Source organism: Micromonospora chokoriensis, from assembly GCF_900091505.1.
Taxonomy (GTDB): domain Bacteria; phylum Actinomycetota; class Actinomycetes; order Mycobacteriales; family Micromonosporaceae; genus Micromonospora; species Micromonospora chokoriensis.
This window is the reverse complement of sequence record NZ_LT607409.1, coordinates 184628-209405: the sequence shown is the minus strand read 5'-3', so window position 1 is coordinate 209405 and position 24778 is coordinate 184628. Positions and strand designations below refer to the sequence as shown.

Here is a 24778-nt window from a genome sequence, read left to right as displayed (position 1 = left end):
GTGCAGCGCTCAGCGGGCGGGCTGCGGGTCGGTGACGTCGGCCACCGTGGCGTCGAGCGCGACGATCGCGGCGTCGGCGTCGACAGTGACGGCGAGGCCACGAACGCCGGCCCCCAGGCTGATCTCCCGGCCGCGCAGCCGCTCGTCGGCGATCACCGGCCAGGCGGTGCTCGCGCCGAACGGGGTGATGGTGCCGCGTTCGTAGCCGGTGGCGGCCCGTGCGCCCGCCGCGTCGGGCATGGAGAGCCGCTGCACCCCGAGCAGCGCGCGTAGCTTGGGCCAGGAGATGACCCGGTCACCGGGGGTGAGTACGAACAGGTGATCGTCGGCGGCGCGACGGACCACGATGGTCTTCACCACATCGGAGACGGCCACGCCCTGGGCGGCGGCGGCCTCCGCGAGGCTGCCGACCTCACCGCGGCTGAACAGCCGATACGGGAGTCCGGCGGCGTCCAGGGCGGTGATCGCGGGCGACGGCATGCCCGCCACGGTAACCGTCGGGCACGGTGCCGGACGGGAAACTGCCATCCGCGACATCCCACGGTTTCCGAAACGTGAGCGTAAGGTGATCACATGCGCGCTGAGCGTGTGGATCACCCCATTGACCATGATCAAGCGGTGGACACGCTGCGGCGGTCGTACGCCGCGGTGCCCACGGGCGAGCCTGTCCGGCTGGCCAAACGCACCTCCAACCTGTTCCGCCCCCGGTCCGCTCCCCGGACCCCGGGCCTCGACGTGAGCGCCCTGAACGGGGTGCTGTCGGTCGACCCGACCGGCCGCACCGCCGACGTGCAGGGCATGTGCACGTACGAGGACCTGGTCGACGCGACGCTGCCGCACGGGCTGATGCCACTGGTGGTGCCGCAGCTGCGCACCATCACGCTGGGCGGCGCGGTCACCGGCCTCGGGATCGAGTCGACCTCGTTCCGCAACGGCCTGCCGCACGAGTCGGTCCGCGAGTTGGACGTCCTCACCGGCTCCGGCGAGATCGTCACCGCCCGACCCGACGGGGAGCACGCGGAGCTGTTCACCGCGTTCCCCAACTCGCTGGGCAGCCTCGGCTACGCCACCCGGCTGCGCATCGAGCTGCAACCGGTCGGCCGGTACGTGGCACTGCGCAACGTCCGGTTCACCCGACTGGAGGCACTCACCGACGCGATAGCGGAGGTGACCGCGACCCGATCCTGGGCCGGCGAGCCGGTCGACGCGATGGACGGGGTGATGTTCAGCCCCGGCGAGGCGTACCTGGTGTTCGCCACGTTCACCGACGCCGCCGACCCGCCCAGCGACTACACCGGCCAGGCGATCTACTACCGGTCGCTGCGTCAGCGCACCCGTGACGTGCTCACCGCGTACGACTACCTGTGGCGCTGGGACACCGACTGGTTCTGGTGCTCGGCGGCGTTCGGGGCGCAGCACCCGGTCGTCCGTCGGCTCTGGCCGGCCCGTTACCGGCGCAGCGACTTCTACCACCGGCTCGTGCGACTCGAACACCGACACCAGGTGGCGGCCCGGATCGACCGGCTGCGCGGCCAGCCGGCCCGGGAGCGGGTCGTGCAGGACGTGGAGATCCCGTTGAACGAGACGGCGGACTTCCTGCGCTGGTTCGCCAGCACAGTGGGGATGAACCCGGTGTGGCTGTGTCCGCTGCGACTGCGTGAGCCGGCGGGGCCCGGTTCGGCGCGGTCCTGGCCGCTGTATCCACTCCGGCCGGGGCACGACTACGTCAACATCGGGTTCTGGGGGAGCGTGCCGATCGCGCCGGGCGCCGCCGACGGCGACGTCAACCGCACGATCGAACGCAGGGTGTCGGAGTCGGGCGGGCACAAGTCGCTCTACTCGGACGCGTACTACGACCGGGACGCCTTCGACCGCCTGTACGGCGGCGACACGTGGCGGGCGGTGAAAGACCGCTACGACCCGGACCACCGGCTGACGGGACTGTACGAAAAGGCGGTAGCACGAGCATGAGCCTGACCGACAGAGATCAAGGGGCGGCGAGCGTTCCCGCCACCCCGCCGGCGGGGGGCCGGCACACGGGTCCGACCGTCGCGGACATCGTCCGTGCGGTCACCACGGGACCGCTGCCGGTGCGGATCACGGGGTACGACGGCAGCGCCGTCGGCCCGTCCGACGCCGGCATCACCCTGGCGATCCGTTCCGAGCGTGGCCTGTCGTACCTGCTCACTGCCCCTGGCGACCTGGGCATGGCCCGGGCCTACGTCAGTGGCGACCTGGCGTTGCAGGGGGTGCATCCGGGCGACCCGTACGAGGCGTTGCGGGTGCTCAAGGACGAGCTGCGGTTGCGCCCACCGTCGCTGACCGAGGGGCTGACGTTGGTCCGTGCGCTGGGGTGGGAGCGGCTGATGCCGCCGCCGGCGCCGCCGCAGGAGGCGCAGCCACGGTGGAAGCGGGTGATGAACGGACTACGGCACTCCCGGGTTCGCGACAGCACGGCGATCTCGCACCACTACGACGTCTCCAACGCCTTCTACGAGAAGGTGCTCGGCCCGTCGATGACGTACACCTGCGCGGTTTTCCGTTCCCCGGACGACACGTTGGAGCAGGCCCAGGCGGCGAAGTATGACCTGGTCGCCGGCAAGCTGGCGTTGAAGAAGGGGATGCGGCTGCTGGATGTGGGCTGCGGCTGGGGTGGCATGGTGCGGCACGCCGCGCGCGAGTACGGCGTCAAGGCGCTCGGGGTGACCCTGTCGAAGGAGCAGGCGCAGTGGGCGCAGGCGGCGATCGAGCGGGAGGGGTTGACCGGGCTGGCCGAGGTGCGGCACATGGACTACCGGGACGCGCCGGCGGAGCAGTTCGACGCTGTCTCGTCGATCGGGTTGACCGAGCACATCGGGGTGCGCAACTACCCGAGCTACTTCGGGGCGCTGCGCAGTCGGCTGCGGCAGGGTGGGCGGCTGCTCAACCACTGCATCACCCGCGCGGACAACCGGGCGCCGCACCGCTCGGGCGCGTTCATCGACAGGTACGTCTTCCCGGACGGTGAGTTGGCCGGCCCGGGTCGGCTGGTCAGCGAGATCCACGACGCCGGGTTCGAGGTGCACCACGAGGAGAACCTGCGCCAGCACTACGCGCTGACGCTGGCCGCCTGGTGTCGCAACCTGGTTGAGCACTGGGACTTCTGCGTGTCCGAGGTGGGCGCGGGCACCGCTCGGGTGTGGGGGCTGTACATGGCCGGGTCGCGGATGGCGTTCGAGCGCAACGGCATCCAGCTGCACCAGGTGCTGGCCACGCACAACGGCCCGGACGGGGTGAACGGCTACCCGCTGCGACCCGACTGGTTGCCCTGACCATCCGCTGAGTGCCGCGGGAAGCCGCGTCGAGAACGTCGGCGCGGCTTTTCCCGAAGCGATTGACAAACAAGTTTTGTACGTACAAACTGATTTTGCCATGAGAGATGTCCTGTACCTGGAGCAGATCGAGCAGGCCGAAGTCCTGCTCAAGCCGCAACGCGTCGAGGTGCTGCGGCAACTGGCCGAACCGCGCACCTGCACCGAGGTCGCGGCCCGACTCGACCAGACGCCACAGCGCGTCTATTACCACGTCAAGCAGCTCGTCGCGGCCGGCCTGGTCGAGCTGGTCAACGAGCGCAAGGTCCGCGGGATCACCGAGGGCATCTACCAGGCCGCCGCCCGGTCCTACTGGCTGTCCCCACGGCTCGTCGGCCGGATCGGGCTGCGTCGGGCCCGCGACGAGCTGAGCCTGGGCTACCTGCTGGACCTGATGGAGGAGGTCCAGGCCGACGTCGCGGCCCTGGACCGGGCCGCACCCGAGCTGCCCTCGATCGGCGTCTCCGGCGAGATCCGGGTGCCGGCCGAGCTCCGCCCGCAGTTCCTGCACGACCTGCAAGCCGCACTTCAGGACCTGTTCACCCGCTACGGCGGCAGCGAGGGAGATGCCTTCAAGCTGGCCGTCGCCTGCTATCCGAAAGGGAACGACAATGAGTGAGCCGATGACGCTCAAGGCCCGTCTCTCCGCGCCCGTCGGGCGCGTCCGCGAGGCCCTCACCGACCCGGCCGAGCTGCGGCAGTGGCTGGCCGAGCACGCCGAGGTCGAGCTGCCCCAGCGGTACGAGTTCTGGGGCCGCTACACGCCCGAGGGCGACGCCCCGCATCAGCGGCTGCTGCACGCCGACGACGACACGCTGCGCTTCGGCTGGCTGCTCGACGGGGTGGAGACCACCACCGAGTTCCAGTTGACCGCCGAGGGCGCCGACAGCACCGTGCTGACGCTGACCCAGAGCCACTTCGACTTCGCCGAGGCGATGAGCGGCTCCAGCATCCGGGGCGTGCTCCAGACGTACTGGTCGCTGGCCATCGCCAACCTGGCCGCCCACCTGGAGGGCAAGCCGCTGCTGCCCCGCACCGACTTCACCTCCGCCGACCTGCGCGGTGAGCTGGTCATCGCCGCCCCCGCCGACAAGGTGTGGGAGTCGCTGACCGACTCGGAGCAGGCCACCGCCTGGTTCGGTTACCCGATCGGGATCGAGCCCTGGGTCGGCGGCCGGTACGCCATGGGCGGCTTCGAGACCGGCTACGCGGCCAAGATCGTCGACCTGGAGCCCGGCCGGCGGATGTCCGTCGACTGGGGGCCGACCGGCGTCACGAACTGGGAGCTGGCCGAATCCGACGGCCGGACCACGCTGACCTTCGTGCAGAGCGGCTTCGACGAGACCAACCCCCCGTACGGGGCCTGGAGCGGGTCGGTCGCCGGGCTGTACGAGCTGCGCCGCTTCCACGAGGTGCCCGACTGGCAGCCGATCTGGCTCGCCGCCGAGATCCCCGGCCTGGAGCCCCAGCCGAACTACTGAGCCTGCTTGATCGTGCTCGATGGCCCGAGATCCGAGCAACATCGGGGAAACTGCTGCCTCCAGCCGCGCGGAGACAGCAGTTTCCCCGTACTTGCGCGGATCTCGCGATCTCACGCGATGGCGGCGATGTCGCCGTCGTCGAAGTAGATCGCCTGGTGCAGTCGGCCACCGAGGGCGACGGCGTAGCGAACGACCACCTCCTATACCTCCTCCGCGGTCCGATGAAGGAGGGGGTGGGATTCGGTGAATTCTCGGGTTCGAGTGGGTACTGCCGGGCGATGTTCTTCATCTTTGGTCTACGTACCAAGGTCGACCGGTCCGGTGTCGTGCAGCAGGTGTGCCGACACTGCGGCAACCACGCCGCGCAGGTGATCACCCGACGGGCGACGAAATTCACCCTCTTCTTCGTTCCGCTCATCCCCGTCCGCACCCGGTACGCGCAGCAGTGCACGTTCTGCGGTGCCGAGTACGAGATCGCCAAGGCCGATGCCCGGCGCCTCCCGGTCGGCTGATCCGTCGATGGAACGCTTCCTCTGCTGGCTGATCGGTCGACCGACGCCCCCGGTCGACGTGGTCGTGCACACTGTGGCCCGTCCGCCCTGCACCCCCGGGCGGCGCAAGCGCCGTCGGGCGCGCCGCCCGCTGGCCGGCACCACTCTGCCCCGCTCACCCTGGAACCGTTCCGCCGGCCGCTGACCCCATCCTGAACGTCGACCTCGTCACACCGCTGTGTACCGGCGCTGTCTAGGTTGGGGCCCTCGTTCAGACAAGGAAATGCCCTCCCCCGGGCGCTGGCCGGGGTGGTGGCGCTCGCCTGAACCCTTGAAAGAGCGGAGCTGAATCCCCAGACCGTCCAGGTTGGAGGGGGCCTCCGGTCGCCCGCCTGCTGTCGCTTTGGGATGAAATTCTCGCTCTGGGCGTTGGGTCGGTTCCCCTTCGTTTCGGCGGATAGCATTCACGTCGATCGAACCGGCGTCTGCCGGGAGGGCGATCGATTCAGACGGGGGATAACGTGTCAGCACAACGCTCACGCCGGTGGGGCGCCGCCCTTCTCGGCGCTACGATCGCGGCCGGACTGTTGGGCGGAGCCTCCGCCCAAGCCGTCGCCGGTGCGCAGGTGGTTCCCGACGGCAGCTACCGCTTCAGTGCGAAGGTCACCTTTGGTGACCTGCGTGCCTGCTCCGGCGCGCTCGTCGACCCGAATTGGGTGGTGACGGCGAAGAGCTGTTTCGCCGACGGCACCGCATCCGTCGCCGCAGGTCCGCCCAGCCGGCCGAGCACTGTGCTGGTCGGCCGCACCGACCTCACCAGCACCGCCGGCCAGCAGCGGGGGATAGCCTCGGTTGCGCCGCATCCGGACCGCGATCTCGTGCTGGCCCGCCTCTCTGCGCCGGTAACGGACGTACCGCCTGTCACGCTGGCCACCACCGCGCCGGCTCCCACCGAGACGCTCACCGTGACCGGCTACGGCCGGACCGCCACCGAGTGGGTCCCCGACCGGCTACACCAGGGCGCCTTCGCCGTCCAGGACGTCACTGCCGGCTCGGTCGGCCTGCTCGGCGCCTCCGCTGGCGCTACCCTCTGCAAGGGTGACGCCGGCGGGCCGGCATTCCGCGACAATGCGGGCACCGTCGAGTTGGTCGCCATCGCGAGCACCTCGTGGCAGAAGGGCTGCCTGACTGAGACCGAGACCCGCGACGGAGCCACCGCGACCCGCGTCGACGACATTGGTGCCTGGTTCCGTGAGCAGCTTACCGACGTGCAGGTCTTCGGCGTTGTGCTGGAGCCGGGCACGTTCGTGCTACGGCTGACCTATCACGCCATCGACTCGGCCACCGGCGGTGTACGGGCCACGCGTACCGCCGCCGAACCGCTTCCCTTCAGTCCCAAAGCCATGGCGACGCTGAACGCCGACACCATCCTCATGAACGACGGCGCCGGGCAGCTGTACCGGGTGGACGTGACCAGCATGTCGCCGTTCACCTACGCCGTGACGCCGATCGACACCGGCTGGACTCACGACAAGTTGGTCTACGACGGATATGGCTCGTTGTACGGCATCTTCGCCGGCTCGACCCTGCGCCGGTACACGGTGACCAGCTCGAAGCCGGTCAAGGAGAACCTCACGGCTTACACCACAGTCGGCAGCGGGTTCAGCTTGACGGAACTCACCTCGCCGGGCCCCGGCCGGATCCTAGGCACCACCTCCGCCGGCTACCTGATCTCCTACAAGATCAACGGCGTCAACTCATGGAGTCGGTCGGACCTCTACACCAGCGGCTGGGGCGGGTCGGGCAGCCTCGTGTCTCCCGGTGGCGGCCTCTACCTCACCTTCGACCCCATCGACGGCCTGACCCGCTACCGGGACGCCAACCCGTTCGACGGCGAGAGCGCCGACATCACCGTCATCGGGACCGACTCGATCCGGGGCCGGTGGCGCTACCACCAGCAGGTCTCCGCGCGCCCCTGGGTGGGGGTTGTGTCGGTCTTCGGCACCCGCCCGGACGGACGCCTCTCGTACACGGCCGTCGATCCGGTAACCGGCAGCCGACGCACCATCCTGTCGGCTGGGACTCTCGGCTTCAGCCCGAAGGCGATGGCGGTCCTCAATGCGGACACGCTCCTCGTTACCAGTACCGACGGGCAGCTCTACCGGGTGGACATCACCGGCAGCGACCCGCTCACCTTCGACAAGACCGGTCCGCTCTCTGGCGGGTGGACGCACGACCGGCTCGCGTACGACGGCAACGGTTCGCTCTACGGCATCGCCAACAGCGCGACGCTGCGCCGCTACACGGTGACCAAGCCGAAGCCCGTCTACGCCGACATCACCAACGCGAAGACGATCACTGGCAACTTCACTTTGACCTCCCTCGCCGCGCCCGGGCCTGGTCGGATCCTCGGTACGACAAGCACTGGCAAGCTGCTGATGTATCTCATCGACGCGGCTGGCACCTGGACCGCCGCAGAGATCGGCGCGAGCGGCTGGGCCGACACGACCTCGCTCTTCTCCCCAGGTGGGGGTCTCTACCACAAGCGAGTGGCCTCCGGTCAGGTCTTCACCTACCTGGATGCCAGCCCGTTCGACGGCAACGGCAGCGACATCAAGCCCCATCTCGCAAACGTCAACAGCACGGGTTGGGACCCGATCCTGTCGGCCCGCCCGTACGACTCGTGGCCGGACAGCACCCGCCGATGGTGAGGCGCTGACAGTCGAACCGTGGTGACGGTGCGGACCACCCGGTGACGGGTGGTCCGCACCGTTCGTCATCGACAGGCCTGCCGTTCGGCTCTGGCGGGTCATCCGGGTGCTGGCTAGGCTTTGCGAGGTTTGCCGGGACCGGTCCTCAGCGTCGAGGGTGCACCACGAGAGAGAGCCGAAGCGTTCGCCGTGTCACCGCAGGACGTGAGCCAGGCCGTCGTGGTGTCGACCGCGTCGGCACCGCCCACGCGTCCCGACCCCGCCGACCGGCGGGCTCCGGCGACGTCCAGGGCGGGCCGTGTCGGCCTGCTCGTCGCCGGCGCGGTTCTGGTCGTGGAGGCGGCCTGGCTGGTCGCCGCCCTGCCGGGTGCCGCGCTCGTCAGCGACCTGGGCGCGATGGTGGTCGCCGGTTGGGCGACGCTCGCGTGCATCGGGGTGGCCCGTCGGCATCCGGCGCCGCTGCGCAGGTTCTGGGCTCTGCTCGCCGTCACCATGGCGTTAGCCGCCGTGGGCCGGGCGATCTGGACGGTGCAGCGGCTCGTCGGCGGCGACCTGCCGCACACGCCGATCGTCGGGGTGGTCTTCACCGCCGGCATCCTCACCGGTACGGCCGCGCTGCTCAGCTCACCGTCGGCGCCCCGCTCGGCAGTGGGGCGGGCCCGCACCCTCTTGGACGGGATCATCGTCGCCCTGGCCCTGGTGCCGATCGCCTGGGTGCTGGTCTACCAGGGGGTGGCCGCCGCCGAGTTGGCCGACACGGCGCGCACGATGGGGCTGCTCTACCCGATGTTCGACCTGATGCAGCTCACCATCCTGGTCGCGGTGTCCGGCCCGGCCCGGCCGATGTGGCAGCCGATGAGCCTGCTCGCGGGGAGCCTCGCCCTGCGGGTCGTCGCCGACGTCGTCTACGTGTCGCTGGTCGCCCGCGCCGACTACGCCGCCGGTCACCCGATCGACCTGTGCTGGCCGCTGAGCTACCTGCTGATCGGCCTGGCCACCCGGAAGCCACCGCCGCCGGACTGCGACGGCACCGACGACACCGCCGAGGCACCCCTGCCGCCCTGGTGGCGCGCGGCGTTGCCGTACCTGCCGGTGGGCGGGGCGATCATCGCGGTGGTGTTGGCCCGTCGGCCCACCGGGCAGACCCCCCACCTGGTCTTCGTGACGATGATGGTGCTGCTGGCGGCGCTGGCCGTACGGCAGGGGTTGGCCGCCAACGAGAACCTGCGGCTGGTGGCCCGGCTGCGCCGCCTCGCGTACGGCGACCAGCTCACCGGGCTGCCCAACCGGCTGCTGTTCAACAGGCGGCTGCGCCTGGCCCTGCGCGACGACCGGCCGGTGGCCGTGCTGCTGCTCGACCTGGACGGGTTCAAGCAGGTCAACGACCGGTTCGGGCACGCCACCGGGGACACCCTGTTGACCGGGTTGGCGGCCCGGATGCGGGATGCCGTCGACGGCGACGGGACGATCGCCCGGCTGGGCGGAGACGAGTTCGCCGTGCTGGTCGACGGCGACCGTCCGGTCCCACCGGAGCGCCTCGCCGAACGGCTGCTGGACGCGCTGCGGCCCTCCGACGACGAGGAGGACGTCGGGGTGCACCCGTCCGCGAGCATCGGCATCGCGGAGTTCGGTCCGCAGCACGCCTCCCACACCGACCTGCTGCGCGACGCCGACATCGCCATGTACGCGGCGAAGGCGGCCGGGAAGTCCGCGTACCGGACGTGCACCCCGGCGCTGCGCGAGTCGGCCGTGTCCCGCGCCGAGCTGATCGCCGACCTGCGCCGGGTGGTGGACGAGGACCAGCTGCACCTGGAGTTCCAACCGATCGTCGACCTGGGCACGGGCGCGGTCCGCAGCGCCGAGGCGTTGGTGCGGTGGCGGCATCCCCGCCTGGGGATGCTGCCGCCGTCGAAGTTCCTGCCGTTGGCCGAGGAGACCGGGTTGATCCTGCCGATCGACAGGTGGGTGATCCACGAGGCGTGCCGGGCCGCCGCCACCTGGCGGGGCCGTGCGCCGGAGGCGACCGTCGCGGTGAACATCGCGGCGGCGCACCTGCGTCGCCCGGATCTGATCGCCACTGTCACCTCGGCGGTCAGCGCCGCCGGGCTGGCTCCGCGGGCGTTGACCCTGGAGTTGACCGAGTCGGCGTTGATCGAGGGCACCGAGACGGTGTTGGAACGGCTGCACCAGCTCCGCGAGCTGGGCATCAAGATCGCGATCGACGACTTCGGCACCGGCTACTCGTCGCTGAGCTACCTGCACCGCATCCCGGCCACCGAGCTGAAGATCGACCGTTCGTTCGTGTCCCGGCTGGGGTCGGACGACAGGGCGTACGCCACGGTGGAGATGGTCACCCGACTGGCCGGCGCGTTCGACCTGGCGGTGGTCGCCGAGGGGGTGGAGACCGAACGCCAGCACGAGGCGGTCGCCGCGATCGGCTGCCCGCGCGGTCAGGGCTATCTGTACGGGCGGCCGGACGGCCCCGCGATGGTGGGTCAGAATCGAGCTTGACCCTGACGTAGCGGCAGGCGGCAGCCTGGTTCCCGGAAGGGAGGGGAACCATGGCGTACACGGTGGGTCAGGTGGCGAAGCTGGCCGGCGTGACGGTCCGGACGTTGCACCACTACGACGAGGTCGGGCTGCTCTCGCCGAGCGGGCGGACCTCGGCCGGTTACCGCCGCTACGACGACGCGGACCTGCAACGGCTGCACCTCGTCCTGTACTACCGGGAGCTGGGTTTCCCGCTTGAGGAGATCACCGCGATCATCGACGACCCGGCGGCCGACCCGGCCGCGCACCTGCGCCGGCAGCACGAGCTGCTGACGGTACGGATCAAGCGGTTGCAGGAGATGGTCACGGCGATCGAGTTCGCGATGGAGGCGAGCAAGTTGAATATCCAACTCACTCCCGAGGAGCGGTTCGAGGTCTTCGGTGACTTCACGCCGGAGAAGTACGAGGCCGAGGCGGAGCAGCGCTGGGGCGACACCGACGCGTACCGGGAGTCGAACCGGCGGGTCGCCCGCTACACCAAGGAAGACTGGCTGCGGAACAAGGCGGAGAACGAGGACTGGGGCCGACGGATCGTCGCGCTGCTGGCCTCGGGCGCACCGGCGGACAGCCCGGAGGCGATGGACCTGGCCGAGGAGCACCGGCAGCTCATCAGCCGCTGGTTCTACGAGTGCTCGTATGAGATCCACACCGGGCTGGCCGACATGTACCTGGCCGACGAGCGGTTCACCGCGCACTACGAGAACATCGCCCCGGGGTTGGCCGCGTACCTGAACGAGGCGATCCACGCCAACGCGATCAGCCGCGCCTGATCGGCCGACCCGGAGCACAGCGGAGGGCGGTCCGGCTAGTCTGGCCGGACCGCGCCGCCCCGGGGGAGATGACAGTGCAGAAGCCGAAGCTGATCGCCGCTGGTGCCGTCCTCGCGGTGGCCGTGGCCGCCGGGGTTTCGGCATGTGGGGCCACCGGGGACGAGCCCGACGCGGGGCGTCCGGTGGCGTCGGCGGGTCCGACCGACCCGGTCGGTGTGCTCAAGGCTGCCGCCGGGAAGGTCGACCAGCAGACCTACAAGCTGACGTTGAGCAGCGGCGGAACGGCGGGCGCGGACGGCACCGTGGTGCTCTGGGACCCGGGGGCGAAGCGTGGTCTGGAGACCACCTCCCTGAAGGTGCCCACCGGTGAGGTGAAGATCGAACGGCTCACCACCGGGCCGGACGTCTACGTGCGGGTCACCGCCCCGGACCGGCGTGTGCCGGTGTGGGACGGCAAGACCTGGTGGCACATCAGCGCTCCGGGTTCACCCCCTGCCAAGCAGGGCCTGGACAACACCAGGCTGGCCGGCACGCTCAGCACGGCGAGCGGCGTGCGGCAGACCGCCGCTCGGGAGTACGCCGGGACTCTGGACCTGCGCCAGAGCAGCGCGGTGCTGGGCGAAGGGATCGGCAAGGTGCTCGGTGACCGGGCGGCGGCGGTGCCGTTCACCGCTGCCGTCGACGAGCAGGGGCGCCTGGTCCGCTACCGCATCGAGTTGGCGAGCAAGGAGTCGCAGACCGCCCAGCTCGACCTGACGTACTCGGACTTCGGGCTGGCGGTGTCGGCGGACCCGCCGGCCGCCGACCTGGTGGGTGAGGACCCGCCGGCGAACATTCCCGGCGCGTGACGCCGGCTCATTCCTCGACCGCCCCCTTGACGGGGGTGACCAGGAAGTCGTAGACGGTGCGGGCGATCCGGCGGACCGTCTCGTCGCCTCAACTCCACCGGCGGGCGGTGCCGGGGGATCACCTCAAGGGTGCCCTCGCTGCCCGTGTCGCTTTTTCTCACGTTCGCACGATATGAACCCGCGGGGGCGGGTGGGGTCGCTGGGACGGGGTGTCATCCGTCCGGGCGGCGATGTCCCCGCGAGCGTGATGCCACAGCGGAATCACGATGCCACAGCGGAATCAGTGTCAGTGGTGACACCTCCCCGACCTCACCTCGGCTTCCCGTCCGACGGTTCGGGTTCGGCGGGCAGGCCGGGCGCCATCCGGCGGATCGAGGTGAAGGCGGGCACCAGGGCGTCGTACAGCTCGGCGAAGAGCGGCAGCAGCGACGCGTAGGTGGCGGAGGCGGCCGGGTCGGGGCGGATGGTCTCCTCGATCCGCACCAGGTCGACGGCGACGTCGATGCTGGAGATCAGCCCGAGCGCCTCCATCCCGAGCAGCGCCGCCCCGAAGCTCGACCCCTCGTGTGCCGCCGGGAAGCTCACCGGCATGCCGAGCACATCGGCGAGCATCTGCCGCCACAGGCCGCTGCGGGCGAACCCACCACCGGCCCGGATCTCCCGGACCTCGTTGCCGGCGGCCCGCACCGAGCTGAGCACCAACGCGAGCTGCTGGCAGACCCCCTCCAGGGCGGCGCGGACCAGATGTTCACGGCGGTGCCCGTGGGTCAGCCCCACGTACGCGCCGCGCGGCAGGGCGCTCCAGTGTGGTGCCCGTTCGCTGTGCAGGTACGGCAGCATGATGAGCCCGCCCGAACCGGCCGGCGCGCGGGCGGCGAGGGCCACCAGGTCCTCCTCGGAGTGCTCGCCCAGATCCGGGGCGAGCGCCGCGCCGGCCCACTTGAGCACGATGCCGCCGTTGTTGATGGCACCTCCGACCGCCCAGCGTTGCTCGGTCAGCGCGTAGCAGAACACCCCACCGAGCGGGTCCACGCCGGGTCGCTCGACCATCACCCGCATCGCGCCGCTGGTGCCGATCGAGCAGGCCACCATGCCGGGGTGCACCGCGCCCAGACCCAGGTTGGCCAGCGGCCCGTCGCCGGCGCCGACCACCACCGGCGTGCGCTGCGGCAGGCCGGTCTCGGAAGCGGCCTGTGGCGTGAGGTCGGGCAGCACGGCGGTGGTGGCGACCAGTCGGGGGAGTTTGTCAGCGGTGATGCCGGCGATGCTCAGCGCCTCGCTGTCCCACTCCAACCTGTGGATGTCCAGCAGGCCGGTGGCCGACGCGATCGAGTGGTCGGTGACCAGCGTGCCGCAGAGTCGCAGCAGCACCCAGTCCTTGATGCCCACCCAGTGCGTGACCTTCTCGAAGAGCTTCGGCTCCTGCTCGGCGAACCAGAGCAGCTTGGGCAGCGGTGACATCGGGTGCATGGGCGTGCCGGTGCGCCGGTGCAGGGCCAACCCGGACGGCACCGCCCGCAACCGCTCGGCCTGCCGCGTCGAGCGTGAGTCGGCCCAGGTCACCGACGGGGTGATCGGGTTGCCGTCCGAATCCAGCCCGATCAGGCTGTGCATGGCCGAGCTGAACGACAGCCCGGCCACCGGCTGGACCAGCTCGGCCACGACGATGCTGATCGACCTGAGCACCGCGTCGAGGATGAGTCGCGGGTCCTGCTCGGCGTAGCCGGGTAGCGGGTTGTCCAGCGGGTAGCCGAGCGAGTGGCTGCCCAGCTGCTTCCCGTGGGTGTCGTACGCCACGGCCTTGGTGCTGGTGGTGCCGATGTCCACGCCGATCACGACCTTCGGCACGGTGACTGGCGGCACGACCGTCACCCCCTCGGAGAACGTGAACGCCGGCAACCAGTATCGCCCTATCGTGCCGGATGCTCCGCCGATCGGATATTTTGCCTGTTTCAACGTGTCCGAGTGCCGCTCCGCTCCCGTTAGACCCCGTGACAACCCAGATTGGTGGTCTGCGCGGCGAAGGAGTCGGCGTGGCAAAAACTGATTCGACGGGTTCCACATGGCGCTACCGGTGGGCGCACCGGCAGAACGTGCGGCGGGTCAGCACGTACCGCGGTGCCGAGGCGGCATGGCGCCGCCGCGCCGACGAGTTACGGCGACTACGCGCCCTGGCCGCCGACTTCCAGGGCTCGGCGGCGGCCGGTGCCGGCCTGCCCCTGGAGTTGGCTGTCGACGAGGTGGTGCTCTGGGTGCTGCCCGCCGCGCAACTGATCGAGGTACGCCACACCACGGTCCTTCCCGCGCCGGATCTCACGATCGCCCGACCGGCCGGGCCGCTGCGCCCGCGCCGCCCCGACGGCGTACGCGTCACCGACGCCGGCACGGCCGTGATCACCAGCCGTCGACTGGTGCTGCTCGGCGGACGCGGCCGGCGCGACTGGGCGTACGGCCGGATGACCGGCCTGGCCCACGACCCGGCGGCGCCGGTCACCCTGATCCAGGTGCTCGACCGGCGGCACACCTCCGGGTTGCTGTTGCCCGTCGACGCCGCGGCGGACTTCCGGTTCAAGCTGACCCTGGCCTTCGCCGACGCGATCGAACAACGCGCGGCGGTGCTCGCCCAGCTCGACGAGCTGATCGCCGAGCACGCCCAGCTCAAGCCGTTCCGCCCGGCGGCGGCCACTCCCGGGCAGGCCCGGCTGTCGTCGTTCGTGCCCGGCGGTCGGCGGACCCTCGCGGTGGCGGCGGCCATCGCGCTGCTGGTGCCGGCCGCGCTGATCGAGTCGGACCCGTCCGACCCGGCGGAGGTGGCCGTCGCCGCCACCCCCGCGCCCACGGCCAGCGGAACGCCGTCACCGAAGCGCCCGGCGACTCCGGGGCTCGCGCTCAAACCCCCGTCGCCGAAGCCGACGACGTCGACGCGCCCGTCGCCCAGCACCACCCCCCGGGGGCCGCGCTGCGGGGCGCCGGAGAACCCGCTGGGGTACGACTTCTGCGGCGGCACGCGGATCCGCAAGCCGGCAGCCGAGGTGTGCGACTGGTTCGACTGCGTACCCCAGTTCTGGGCGGGTCGGGGATACCTGGTGCAGTGCCGCGACGGTTCGGTCAGCCTGGCCGGCGGTCAGCCCAAGGCCTGCGCGGACCACCAGGGCGTGCGGCGGACCGTCGCGAAATGACCTGTTTGTCATCCGGCATCCCCTTCGGTCGGCCAGAATGATCGAGTGGAGATCCGGTCTGACGATGGTGCCCGGGTGCGGATACGCCCCGTCGGCTACCAGCCCGGCATCGACCCGCCCGACGACCTCGAAGGGGCCACGCCCGGCTGGCACGACTGGCTGCTCATCGAGGTGGACGCCCGCACCTCCGACGGTCAGACCTGGTCCCACCACTATCCGAGCCTGATGGTCGAGGAGGCCCGCGCGCTCGGCGGCTGGCTGCACGGGCAGGCCACCGCCGCCCTCGGGCTGAGCGCGCCACCGGCGCTGGTCCGTTTCACCGAACCCAACCTGGCCCTACGCACCCGCGTGCTCCGCCGCCGCCGGCTGGAACTCGTCGTTGAGTTCTCCGCCGAGTCACTGCCGCCGTGGATGCGCCGCCCCTCCAGCGCCATCTACCCGCTGATCCTCACCGTCTCCGCGGACGCCCTCGCCACCGCCGCCGAACACTGGGCGGAGCACTGCGAGGCGTACCCGCCGAGGGCCCAGTCGCGGTTCCCGGCCCGCGACCCGATGACCGACCGCCGCCGCGCCGGCTGATCACCTGCAATTCTCTCCTTTCGGGCGCAACGGGATACATCGATCCCGGTCGCGTTGCCTGTCACGTACGTGAGCGGTTGTAACGCATGTGACCGTGACCTCTGTGGCCTGCGTCCCCTGGCGGATCGCCTGGGCCGAGCGCGAGAACGAGCGCCGGCAGCGCGCATACCGCGACGCCACCGACGCCTGGCGACGCCGCGACGACCACCTGGCCCGGCTCCGCGTCGAAGCCGCCAGCTTCCTCGGGTGTACGCAGCCCCGCACCGGCCTTCCGGTGGACCTCGCCGACGACGAACTCGTCTTCCGCGTCCTTCCCGTCGCCACGCTGGTCGAGGCCGAGGCGCGGCACGTCCCCGGCCTACCCACCCCGGGCGGCTCCTGCTCCTTCGCCGAAGCCTGGTCCGAGGCCCTGCCGCCGGGCCTGCGGGCCGTCGACACCGGTATGGCCGTCGTGACCAGCCACCGGGTCGCCTTCGGCGGGCGTGAGCACCGGCGCGAGTGGCGGTACGCGAACCTGGTCGGCCCCGCCCACCACCCCGACACCCCGTTCACCCTGCTGCCCGACCACAGTCGACTCGCCGGGCTGCTCGTCCCCGCCAGCGCCGTGGTGAACTTCCGCTTCTACCTCACGCTCGCTGTCGCTACGGATCGCGCTGCCGTCCTGACGCAGGTCGACGCGCTGCTCGCCGCACACCGGGCGGCCCGGCCTGCCCCTGTCATGCCGGCGGATCCCGACGACGCGCCCCTGACCGCGGTACGCCCCGACCGGCGGGCGCTCGGTGCCGCCGCCATCGCGGCTGTGGTGTTCGCGACGGTCGGCCCCGGCGCGCTCGGCCCGAATCCGCACCTGTTGGCATCCGAGCCCGTGCCGCAGGCGCAGACCATTGCCCTGGACGTGCCGAGGGCCGGGGTCGTCCTCGTTCCGACCGTTCCCGTCGGACCGGTGGCACCCCGGTCGCGGGTCGGATCAGCCGACAGTGCCGTCTGGAGCCCGCCGCAGGCCCCGGCTGTCCGGCCGTCGACTGCGGCAGCTATCTCCAGAGTGGTGTCGCCTGCCGTTACGGTGGCGGTAGCGCCAGCCGTTACCCCGTCGGCCGTCCCTGCTGTGTCGCCCACCTCGGTGCCGACCCCTGGGCCCACCACGGAACCGTCCACGTCAGCCGTCCCGACGCCGCCCGTCGCGTCGACCTCCCCGACTCCGACACCCACTGCGACGCCTTCGCCGAACTCTTTGCTGGCGGTCTGCCTGGATCCGCTGCAACTGCCGTTGCTGGACCCGCTGCTCTGCCCGCCGCCGACGCCCTGATCCGTGTTCGTGCCTGCGTCAGCTCAGCCCATGGCGCTGAAGTCAGGAACGGTGAGGGTGCCGTCGTCCGCGAGGGCGAAGCCGGGATTCCACGCGATCTCCCAGACGTGGCCGTCGAGGTCTGCGAAGTAGCCCGCGTAGCCGCCGTAGAAGGTCTCCCGGGCCGGCTTGGTCACCGTGGCACCAGCCTTGGTCGCCGTGGCGATGACCTCGTCCACCTCCTCGCGGGATCGGACGTTCTGGGCGAGGGTCACCCCGCCGAAGCCGTTGGTGCCCGGGTCGGCGATGCCAGCGTCGTCGGCGAGCTTGTCGCGGCCCCAGAGGACGACCGCCAGGCCGCCGGCCTGGATGAAGACCGTCTCCTCGACCTCCTGGCCCCGCCAGCCGAGCTGCTCGTAGAACGCCTTCGCGCGGGCTACGTCCGCGACTCCCAGGGTGACGAGACTGATCCGCTGCTCCATGGGCCTCAACCTAACGCGTCTGACCTCTTCCGCAGCTCGATCCCATAGCATCGATGCTATGAGGGGACGTGTGATGAGTGATCGCTTGGATTGGAACGACCTGCGTGAGCGCCGGATGGCGGAGCCGGGAGCATCGGAGACCTACGACGCCACCCGGATCGCCTTCGAGCTCGGGCAGGAGGTGCGCCACCTGCGCGAAGGGCATGGCTGGAGTCAGAGCCAGTTGGCCCAAGCGGCCGGCATGACTCAATCAGCGGTGGCTCGTTTCGAGGCTGGCGGGACGGTGCCGACCCTGCCGGTGCTGGAGCGCCTGGCCCGTGCCTTGGACCGGAGGCTGGACGTCAGGTTCAGTTCCAACGCGGACGCCGCCTGACTGGCCGCCTACGAAACGGTCGTTGATCTAGCATTCCAGTTCATGCGTGGGTTCTTCACGGTCGGCGGTCTGAAGCTCTCGTACCTGGACTTCGGCGGTCCGGGCACTCCGCTCCTGGCTCTGCACGGGCACTACAACGAAGCGTCGGCCTTCGCGCCGCTGGCGGAGGCGTTGGCGCCGCGGTGGCGGGTGATCGCGCTCGATCAGCGTGGGCACGGCGCGTCCGACCGTGCGCGGAGCTATGAACGGGACGACTACGTTGCCGACCTCGCCGCGTTCCACCAGCATCTGAATGTCGGCCCGGCTGTGGTGCTGGGTCACTCACTCGGCGGAGTGAACGCCTACCAGTACGCCGGCCGGCACCCGGATCGGGTCACCGCACTGATCGTCGAGGACATCGGCGCGGTCGTGGACTGCGACTGGTCGTTCACCACCCGACTCCCTCGCGATGCGCCTTCACGCGAAGCGTTGGCCTCGGCAGTGGGTGCGGCGGCTCCCTATCTGGAGTGCTCTTTCCGTCAGTCGAAGGGCGGCTGGGGCTTCTCGTTCGACATCGGAGACACGGTGGCGTCCCAGAAAGCGCTCAACGGCGACCACTGGAACGACTGGGTGTCGGTGACCTGCCCGACCCTCCTGATCCACGGAACGCGCAGTGACGAGATGACGGCCGCTCACGCGCGCGAGATGATCACCCGTCGCGACGATCGAGCGACGCTTGTCGAGCTGCCAGCAGGTCATGTCGTGCATCACGATGCCCAAGCGGAGTTCGCCGCTGTGGTCAGCGCCTTTCTGTTGGACACCGAGTGAATCCTTAGGCGGCGATCGTTCGGGCGGTGGCGTACACGTCGGCGGGGAGGGTGTGGCGGAGCTGCCACAGGACGCGGGTCGCCGTGGCGATGACCTCGTCGACCTCTTCGCGGGATCGGACGTTCTGGGCGAGGGCCATCCCGCCGAAGCCGTCCGTGCCTGGATCAGCGATGCCGGCGTCGTCGGCGAGATTGTCGCGGCCCCAGAGGACGACGCCAGGCCGCCGGCCTGGATGAAGACCGTCTCCTCGACCTCCTGGCCACGCCAGCCAAGCTCCTCGTAGAACGCCTTGGCCCGCGCCAGGTCGCTGACGCCGAGGGTGATCAGGCTGATCCGCTGCTCCGTGCCCCCAACCTAGTGCGTGATCAGTCTCGGGGTGTGGTACCCGGACCGTCGCCCGGTCGACGGCGGCGAGGCTGAAAGGCACGCGCCCGACACTCCCGTGCGTCCGAAAAGGATGAGGGCGTGACGGTACGCTACTTATCGATAGCACAGGGTGGCGATCGGGGCGTTCGTGGGCGCCTCGGCCACCAGACGTCGGTTGTGCCGGACACACGGGGGAACCATGTTCGAGCGGCTGGGCAGATTCGTCGTGGGCAGAGCGTGGTGGGTGATCGCCGGGTGGGTGGTCGCGGCAGCCGCCATCATCCTCACCACACCGTCCCTGAGCGACATCACCTCCGCCGACCAGGAGAGCTTCCTGCCTCGCTCCTACGAGTCGGTGCAGGCCACCGAGCTAGGGCAGAAGGCGTTCCCGCAGCAGGCCACCGCTACGGCGACCATCGTGGTCAAGCGCGCCGACGGGCAGAAACTCACGTCGGCGGACGAGGCGAAGGTGGGTCAGCTCGCCCAGTCGCTCAAGGCCAAGAACATCCCGCACACGTCCGGTTACCTGACCGGCCCGCCCGCGGTCGCGCCGGACAAGTCTGTGCAGATCATCAACGTCGGGCTCGACGCCCCCACCCCCGACGACCCGGCACTGCTCGACGCCGTGCGCGACCTGCGCGCGGACATCGGCCCGGAGCTGGCGGACAGTGGGCTGACCGCGGGCGTGGCCGGTGACGTGGCGAGCTTCGTCGACAACGAGGACACCTTCAACAACGCCTTCGCCGTGGTCGGCGTCGCGACGATCATCCTGATCATCGGACTGATCCTCGTCATCTTCCGCAGCCCCATCGCGGCGCTGCTGCCCGTGGTGGTCGTCGGCGTCGTCCTGAGCATCACGACGGGTCTCGTCGCCGCCGCGGGCAAGGCATTCGACCTCAGTGTCAGCCAGGACCTGCAGACGATCCTGCTGATCGTGCTGTTCGGCATCGGCACCGACTACATCCTGTTCCTGCTCTTCCGCTACCGGGAGCGGCTGCGCGCCGGCGACGACAAGCGCACCGCGATGATCGTCACCGTCCAGCGGGTCGGCGAGGTCATCACCTCGGCCGCCGGAGCGGTCATCGTCGCGTTCCTCGTGCTGCTCCTCGCCTCGCTGGGCTTCTTCGGCTCCCTCGGTCCGGCGCTCGCCATCGCGGTCGGCGTCATGCTGGTCACCTCGCTCACCCTTATCCCGGCGGTCGTCTCCCTGCTCGGCCGCTACGTCTTCTGGCCCTCGAAGGCGTGGCAGCGTGCGCCCAAGGCCACCATCTGGCACCGGCTCGGCAACACCGTCGGGCGCCGGCCGGCGCTTGTCGCGGCGGCCTCCGGCGTCCTCCTGGTCGCGCTCGCCGCAGGCGTGCTCGGCTACAAGGCCGACTACGACTTCAGCGCCGGCTTCCCGCAGGACACCGAGTCGGCGAAGGCCGCACAGGACCTACAGCGCGGGTTCGCCGCCGGTGCGCTCGCCCCTACCGAGGTCTACCTGACCACCAGCAACGGGTCGCCGCTGAACGAGCAGCAGGTCAACGACTTCGCGGCGGCCGTGGCGAAAGCCCCCGGTGTGGGCCAGGCGCAGCCCCCGGAGCGCAGCACCGACCCGAGTGTGGCCCGGGTCAACCTGCTGCTCAACGAGAACCCGGTCTCCAACGAGGCGATCACCCTCGTCCGCGACGACCTGCGCGGTGCCGTGCACGCGGCGGCCCCGCCGGGCACCCGCGCGCTGGTCGGCGGGACCACCGCGATCTTCGCGGACATCAACTCGGCCAACAACCGCGACCTGTCGGTGATCCTGCCGGTCGCGGCCGGCCTGATCGCGCTGATCCTCGCGCTGCTGCTGCGCAGCCTGGTCGCGCCGATCTACCTCGTGATAGCGGTGCTGCTCAACTTCGCCGCCACGCTGGGCGCCACTGTCTACCTCTTCCAAGGGCTGCAGGGCGAGCCCGGTGTCACCTTCCAGCTGCCGATCATCCTCTACCTCTTCGTGGTGGCGATCGGGACTGACTACAACATCCTGATGATCGCCCGACTGCGTGAGGAGGCGCGGGAGGGCAACGAGCCGCACCAGGCCGCCGCCATCGGGGTCGAACACGCCGGCCCGACGGTCGCGGCAGCAGGCTTGATCCTGGCCGGGACGTTCGCGGTGCTGCTGCTTGCTCCGATCTCGTTCCTGCAGCAGATGGGCTTCGCGGTGGCGATCGGCATCGTACTGTCGGCGTTCGTCATGTCAATGTTCTTCGTGCCGGCGCTGACCGCGCTGATCGGGCACAAAGCGTGGTGGCCGGGCCACGGCGACGAGCGACCGGCCGGCGGGCCGCACGTCCCGCCGGAGGCCGTGGCGAAGGGGTAGCCGAGCGAGCGGACGGACGGCCGATATCAGGCGGCGATGGCCCGAGCTGCGGCGTACATGTCGGCGGGCAGTGCGTGGTGCAGCTTCCAGAGGATGCGCATGGGCCGGTCGCCGGTGTGCTCCTGGTACGTCATCGGCCCGGCGTAGAGGTACGGCGGCGCGCCCAGGTCGCGGTCGGGAATCCGGGTTTCCCGGACGAAGAGGTGCACTGTCGAGCCGCCCGACGTATAGCGCTGCCCGGTCGCCGACGCCGCCGAGGTGGTGCTCTGCGACTCCCACTGGAAGAGGGTGTCGGTGATGGCCCGGTCGGCGTACATGGTGGTGGGGGAGTAGTGCGCCTCGGACTTGACCAGGGTGACGAAGAACAGGTCGGCCTGGGCGTCGGGCAGCCACTTCACCCCCTCGCGCAGTGACCCGGGGTTGGTCATCCCGAAGGCGGCACATGCCTCGTTGCGGCTGTACCGGGCGTGCACCCGCAACGGCACCACCCCCGGCGTGAGGGTGGGTGTGACCCGGTGGATGCGGTCCCGCAACACCTCGGCGACCTGCCGCAACTCGGCACAACGCGCCGGTTCCTTCCACAGCCGTGCCAGCCGTTCGTCCCGCGTGGCGAGGGGCGCGCTCGGCCCCCAGAGGCTGAAGTGCAGCATGTCGAGCAGTCGGCCGCTGCCCGCGTACACCTGCTGACCTGGCGCGGGCGGTCCGGCCGCGACCCGGGTCAGCAGCTCTAGCCGGTCGACGTCGTCGGTGTGCAGCATGCGACCGATGGCCCGGCCCAACTCCCGGTCGTCCGGGCCGGGCGCGGACGTCTCGATGCCGGCGAGCCGCCGTAGGCCGGTCCAGCCGCCGATGCTTGCCGATCGGTACACGTCCTCGATCTCCAGGCCGGTCTCGCGGAGGAACGTGGCCAGGCGGACGTCGCCGAGTTGCCGCAGCTCGGACACCAGGCCGGCCTTCGAGGTCGGCAGCGCGCTTTTGAGGTTGGCGAGCACGACCTCCTTGGCCACCCGGTCCAGCTCGACGTGACAGCCGCTCGGAAGGCTCGGGAAGTCATCCCGAACCGCCTCGGTAATCGCCCGTCGGCTTACCCCGGTCAGCGCACGCCAGCGCAGGTCGAAGCGGAAGTTGGCGTTCTGCCCGCCGATGAAGTCGAGCACAGTGAGACAGGGCTTGTCGTCGTCCAGGCGCAGACCACGGCCGAGCTGTTGCAGGAAGATCGTGGCGCTCTCGGTGGGCCGTAGCATCAGGATCGTGTCGACCATCGGCAGGTCGACGCCCTCGTTGAACAGGTCCACTGTGAAGAGCACCCGCAGCTTGCCGGCCTTGAAGTCCCGCAGCAACCCGGCCCGGTCGGTGCCGGCCCGCGAGGTCACCGCCGCAGACGGTACGCCGTGGTCGTTGAACCACTTGGCCATGAACTCGGCATGCCCGATGCTCACGCAGAACCCGAGCGCCCGCATCCGCCCGACGTCGACAGTGTCGCTGACCGCACGCAACACCGATCGCGCCCGGGCGTGGTTGCCGGTGTAGACGACGTCCAACTCCGCCGGGTCGTAGCCCTGGCCGCGCTTCCAGGCGAGGTGCGACAGGTCCACGTCGTCGTGCAGCCCGAAGTACTGGAACGGCGACAACAACTGCCGCTCCAACGCGTCCCACAAATGCAGCTCAACCGCCGCGCGGCCGTCGAACCACCGGCGCACGTCGCCGCCGTCGGCGCGGTCGGGGGTCGCCGTCAGGCCCAGGAGTACGCGGGGACGCAGCCGCTCCAACAGCCGCGTGTACGTCGGCGCCTCCGCGTGGTGGAACTCGTCCACGATCACCATGTCGTACGCCTCGGGGTCGACCTCCCGCCGGTGCAGCGACTGGATGGAGGCGAAGACATGCTTCCAGCCGTTCGGTTTCTCGCCCGCGACAAGCGTCTCGCCGAAGCTAGCGTCGCCCATGACCTGCCGGAACGTCGACAGGCTCTGCCGCAGGATCTGCTCCTGATGAGCGACGAAGAGCAGCGAGTCTGTTCGCCCCGCCCTGTGTAGCCGGCGGTAGTCGAGGGCCGCGACGACGGTCTTGCCGGTGCCGGTCGCCATCACGACGAGGTTGCGCCAGCGTCCGTGGACCAGCCGCTCGGCGTCCAGGTCGGCCAGGATCTCGGCCTGGTACGGGTACGGGCGCACGTCCAGGTTCGAGATCTCGGTGGGCGTCTGGTCGCGGCGCTCCCCGGTCAGTGCCTGCCGTAGCCGCTCGGCGTCCCTGGCCGCGTCGTACGCCTCGAACGCCGGATCGTTCCAGTAGTCCTCGAACGTCGCCGTGAACGTGTCGATGACGTGCGGCTGCTCGATGTTCGAGACGCGAACGTTCCACTCCACGCCGTCGACAAGCGCGGTCTTCGACAGGTTGGACGAGCCGACGTACGCGGTGGTGGTGCCGTTCTTACGACGGAACAGCCACGCCTTGGCATGCAACCGGGTGGTCCGTGTCTCGTAGGACACCTTGACCTCCGCGCCGAGCTCCTTCAGCCGGTCGAGCGCCCGCTGATCGGTTGCGCCGAGGTAGGTCGTGGTGATGACCCGGACCGTGCCGCCTCGGGCGATCAGCTCGCGGATGGGCTTCTCCACGATGCGCAGGCCGTACCACTTGATGAACGCGCAGAGCAGGTCGACGCTCTCGGCCGACGCCATCTCGTGGTTGACCTCGTGGCCGATGCGGGGCTGGTGACGGCCGTTGACCAGCAGCGCGCCGGTGGATAGCGGGGTGGTCGGGCGTTGCGGGAAGGCTGGTAGTGCCGGTGGTGTTGGCGGGGCGGCGATGGCGTGGAGCAGGTGCTTCGCGTCGGTCACCTGGTCCTGATCCGTTGCGGCCTTCGGGCTCAGCTTGGCGATGGCCTCGGCGATTCGGTTCGCCATCTCGACCTGGTGGTGGAGCTTGTCGTCGCCGCCGGGGACGGACTGCAGGGCGCGTGCAGCCAAGGCGGCGATGTGCCGCGCGAGGGTGGTGTGCGCGTCGGCGGGGTCGAGCTTGTGGCGCTGGATCAGGGCGGGATCGACGTGCTGAAGACGATCGGCCAGCTCACGAGTGATCAGATGCTCGTAAAGCCCTCGCTCAAGATCCGTCATCCGAAGCAAGATAGCGCAACACGGGGACTCAACACGCCTCACGTGTTCG

21 protein-coding genes and 1 pseudogene are annotated in these 24778 nt (G+C 70.3%); 16 read left to right on the top strand and 6 right to left on the bottom strand.

The features are described 5' to 3' along the window. Nucleotides 1-9: 9 nt before the first annotated feature. Nucleotides 10-480 (bottom strand): aminoacyl-tRNA deacylase, encoded by a 471-nt coding sequence (locus GA0070612_RS00970; protein WP_197699287.1) that lies wholly within the window; start codon nucleotides 478-480, stop codon nucleotides 10-12. A gap of 93 nt (nucleotides 481-573) precedes the next feature. On the opposite strand from GA0070612_RS00970, the gene GA0070612_RS00965 reads away from it, so the two are divergent. The 4 genes from GA0070612_RS00965 (at nucleotide 574) to GA0070612_RS00950 (ending at nucleotide 4831) form a co-directional block, all read left to right on the top strand. Continuing rightward, nucleotides 574-1971, top strand: coding sequence for an FAD-binding oxidoreductase (locus GA0070612_RS00965; RefSeq protein ID WP_088986184.1), 1398 nt, complete (start codon nucleotides 574-576; stop codon nucleotides 1969-1971). Beyond that, nucleotides 1968-3311, top strand: a complete 1344-nt coding sequence (locus tag GA0070612_RS00960) for a class I SAM-dependent methyltransferase (protein ID WP_088986183.1) — start codon at nucleotides 1968-1970, stop codon at nucleotides 3309-3311. The genes GA0070612_RS00965 and GA0070612_RS00960 overlap by 4 nt, the downstream gene beginning before the upstream one ends. A 100-nt stretch (nucleotides 3312-3411) precedes the next feature. Then, nucleotides 3412-3969: a winged helix-turn-helix domain-containing protein gene (locus tag GA0070612_RS00955; RefSeq protein WP_088986182.1), complete on the top strand. Its 558-nt coding sequence runs from the start codon at nucleotides 3412-3414 to the stop codon at nucleotides 3967-3969. Continuing rightward, nucleotides 3962-4831: an SRPBCC family protein gene (locus GA0070612_RS00950; RefSeq protein ID WP_088986181.1), complete on the top strand. Its 870-nt coding sequence runs from the start codon at nucleotides 3962-3964 to the stop codon at nucleotides 4829-4831. Before GA0070612_RS00955 ends, GA0070612_RS00950 begins: the two co-directional genes overlap by 8 nt. 110 nt (nucleotides 4832-4941) lie before the next feature. Here the strand turns inward: GA0070612_RS00950 and GA0070612_RS31250 are convergent. Then, nucleotides 4942-5031: pseudogene (locus tag GA0070612_RS31250) on the bottom strand (helix-turn-helix domain-containing protein); the annotation flags it as partial. A gap of 78 nt (nucleotides 5032-5109) precedes the next feature. On the opposite strand from GA0070612_RS31250, the gene GA0070612_RS00945 reads away from it, so the two are divergent. The 6 genes from GA0070612_RS00945 to GA0070612_RS00925 all read left to right on the top strand — a co-directional run bounded on the left by GA0070612_RS00945 (nucleotide 5110) and on the right by GA0070612_RS00925 (nucleotide 12201). Beyond that, nucleotides 5110-5343: a zinc-ribbon domain-containing protein gene (locus GA0070612_RS00945; protein WP_088991184.1), complete on the top strand. Its 234-nt coding sequence runs from the start codon at nucleotides 5110-5112 to the stop codon at nucleotides 5341-5343. A 7-nt stretch (nucleotides 5344-5350) separates the two neighbouring features. After that, nucleotides 5351-5527 (top strand): hypothetical protein, encoded by a 177-nt coding sequence (locus tag GA0070612_RS31245; RefSeq protein WP_157742393.1) that lies wholly within the window; start codon nucleotides 5351-5353, stop codon nucleotides 5525-5527. 316 nt (nucleotides 5528-5843) lie between these two features. After that, complete coding sequence (locus GA0070612_RS00940) at nucleotides 5844-8033, top strand: trypsin-like serine protease (protein WP_088986180.1); 2190 nt, start codon at nucleotides 5844-5846, stop codon at nucleotides 8031-8033. Between the two features lie 189 nt (nucleotides 8034-8222). Continuing rightward, the gene (locus GA0070612_RS00935; RefSeq protein WP_231924420.1) at nucleotides 8223-10544 is read left to right on the top strand and encodes a putative bifunctional diguanylate cyclase/phosphodiesterase; all 2322 of its coding nucleotides are present in this window, start codon (nucleotides 8223-8225) and stop codon (nucleotides 10542-10544) included. A gap of 50 nt (nucleotides 10545-10594) precedes the next feature. Next, nucleotides 10595-11353: a MerR family transcriptional regulator gene (locus tag GA0070612_RS00930; RefSeq protein WP_088986179.1), complete on the top strand. Its 759-nt coding sequence runs from the start codon at nucleotides 10595-10597 to the stop codon at nucleotides 11351-11353. A 74-nt stretch (nucleotides 11354-11427) separates the two neighbouring features. Beyond that, nucleotides 11428-12201: a hypothetical protein gene (locus tag GA0070612_RS00925; RefSeq protein WP_088986178.1), complete on the top strand. Its 774-nt coding sequence runs from the start codon at nucleotides 11428-11430 to the stop codon at nucleotides 12199-12201. A 309-nt stretch (nucleotides 12202-12510) separates the two neighbouring features. On the opposite strand, the gene GA0070612_RS00920 is transcribed toward GA0070612_RS00925, so the two are convergent. Continuing rightward, nucleotides 12511-14064 (bottom strand): gluconokinase, encoded by a 1554-nt coding sequence (locus GA0070612_RS00920; RefSeq protein ID WP_088991182.1) that lies wholly within the window; start codon nucleotides 14062-14064, stop codon nucleotides 12511-12513. A gap of 170 nt (nucleotides 14065-14234) precedes the next feature. Between GA0070612_RS00920 and GA0070612_RS00915 the strand changes: the two genes are divergently transcribed. From GA0070612_RS00915 to GA0070612_RS00905, 3 genes are all read left to right on the top strand, one after another. Next, nucleotides 14235-15380 (top strand): hypothetical protein, encoded by a 1146-nt coding sequence (locus GA0070612_RS00915; RefSeq protein WP_088986177.1) that lies wholly within the window; start codon nucleotides 14235-14237, stop codon nucleotides 15378-15380. Between the two features lie 45 nt (nucleotides 15381-15425). Further along, nucleotides 15426-15959 (top strand): WapI family immunity protein, encoded by a 534-nt coding sequence (locus GA0070612_RS00910; protein ID WP_088986176.1) that lies wholly within the window; start codon nucleotides 15426-15428, stop codon nucleotides 15957-15959. A gap of 94 nt (nucleotides 15960-16053) precedes the next feature. Further along, a complete protein-coding gene (locus tag GA0070612_RS00905; protein WP_157742391.1) occupies nucleotides 16054-17265 on the top strand; it encodes a hypothetical protein in 1212 nt (403 codons plus the stop codon). 23 nt (nucleotides 17266-17288) lie between these two features. Here GA0070612_RS00905 and GA0070612_RS00900 read toward each other — a convergent pair whose 3' ends face one another. Continuing rightward, complete coding sequence (locus GA0070612_RS00900; protein ID WP_088986174.1) at nucleotides 17289-17726, bottom strand: VOC family protein; 438 nt, start codon at nucleotides 17724-17726, stop codon at nucleotides 17289-17291. A 73-nt stretch (nucleotides 17727-17799) separates the two neighbouring features. Here GA0070612_RS00900 and GA0070612_RS00895 point away from each other — a divergent pair, with 73 nt between their 5' ends. Continuing rightward, on the top strand, nucleotides 17800-18099 hold the full coding sequence (locus tag GA0070612_RS00895; RefSeq protein WP_088991181.1) for a helix-turn-helix domain-containing protein: 300 nt from the start codon (nucleotides 17800-17802) through the stop codon (nucleotides 18097-18099). Nucleotides 18100-18141: 42 nt separating this feature from the next. Beyond that, the gene (locus GA0070612_RS00890; RefSeq protein ID WP_088986173.1) at nucleotides 18142-18906 is read left to right on the top strand and encodes an alpha/beta fold hydrolase; all 765 of its coding nucleotides are present in this window, start codon (nucleotides 18142-18144) and stop codon (nucleotides 18904-18906) included. 4 nt (nucleotides 18907-18910) lie between these two features. Here the strand turns inward: GA0070612_RS00890 and GA0070612_RS32770 are convergent, their stop codons facing one another. Then, nucleotides 18911-19045 carry a hypothetical protein gene (locus GA0070612_RS32770; RefSeq protein ID WP_269458276.1) on the bottom strand — a complete coding sequence of 45 codons (135 nt, stop codon included), beginning with the start codon at nucleotides 19043-19045 and terminating at the stop codon, nucleotides 18911-18913. Between the two features lie 453 nt (nucleotides 19046-19498). On the opposite strand from GA0070612_RS32770, the gene GA0070612_RS00880 reads away from it, so the two are divergent. Then, nucleotides 19499-21619: an MMPL family transporter gene (locus GA0070612_RS00880; RefSeq protein WP_231924419.1), complete on the top strand. Its 2121-nt coding sequence runs from the start codon at nucleotides 19499-19501 to the stop codon at nucleotides 21617-21619. 26 nt (nucleotides 21620-21645) lie between these two features. On the opposite strand, the gene GA0070612_RS00875 is transcribed toward GA0070612_RS00880, so the two are convergent. Continuing rightward, on the bottom strand, nucleotides 21646-24729 hold the full coding sequence (locus GA0070612_RS00875; protein WP_088986171.1) for a DUF3427 domain-containing protein: 3084 nt from the start codon (nucleotides 24727-24729) through the stop codon (nucleotides 21646-21648). Nucleotides 24730-24778 lie beyond the last annotated feature (49 nt).

Bases quoted from the DNA above. Each gene is read 5' to 3' on its own strand.
- GA0070612_RS00970 (WP_197699287.1), bottom strand. From the start codon at position 480: ATGCCGTCGCCCGCGATCACCGCCCTGGACGCCGCCGGACTCCCGTAT.
- GA0070612_RS00965 (WP_088986184.1), top strand. From the start codon at position 574: ATGCGCGCTGAGCGTGTGGATCACCCCATTGACCATGATCAAGCGGTG.
- GA0070612_RS00960 (WP_088986183.1), top strand. From the start codon at position 1,968: ATGAGCCTGACCGACAGAGATCAAGGGGCGGCGAGCGTTCCCGCCACC.
- GA0070612_RS00955 (WP_088986182.1), top strand. From the start codon at position 3,412: ATGAGAGATGTCCTGTACCTGGAGCAGATCGAGCAGGCCGAAGTCCTG.
- GA0070612_RS00950 (WP_088986181.1), top strand. From the start codon at position 3,962: ATGAGTGAGCCGATGACGCTCAAGGCCCGTCTCTCCGCGCCCGTCGGG.
- GA0070612_RS00945 (WP_088991184.1), top strand. From the start codon at position 5,110: ATGTTCTTCATCTTTGGTCTACGTACCAAGGTCGACCGGTCCGGTGTC.
- GA0070612_RS31245 (WP_157742393.1), top strand. From the start codon at position 5,351: ATGGAACGCTTCCTCTGCTGGCTGATCGGTCGACCGACGCCCCCGGTC.
- GA0070612_RS00930 (WP_088986179.1), top strand. From the start codon at position 10,595: ATGGCGTACACGGTGGGTCAGGTGGCGAAGCTGGCCGGCGTGACGGTC.
- GA0070612_RS00900 (WP_088986174.1), bottom strand. From the start codon at position 17,726: ATGGAGCAGCGGATCAGTCTCGTCACCCTGGGAGTCGCGGACGTAGCC.
- GA0070612_RS00895 (WP_088991181.1), top strand. From the start codon at position 17,800: ATGAGTGATCGCTTGGATTGGAACGACCTGCGTGAGCGCCGGATGGCG.
- GA0070612_RS00890 (WP_088986173.1), top strand. From the start codon at position 18,142: ATGCGTGGGTTCTTCACGGTCGGCGGTCTGAAGCTCTCGTACCTGGAC.
- GA0070612_RS32770 (WP_269458276.1), bottom strand. From the start codon at position 19,045: ATGGCCCTCGCCCAGAACGTCCGATCCCGCGAAGAGGTCGACGAGGTC.
- GA0070612_RS00875 (WP_088986171.1), bottom strand. From the start codon at position 24,729: ATGACGGATCTTGAGCGAGGGCTTTACGAGCATCTGATCACTCGTGAG.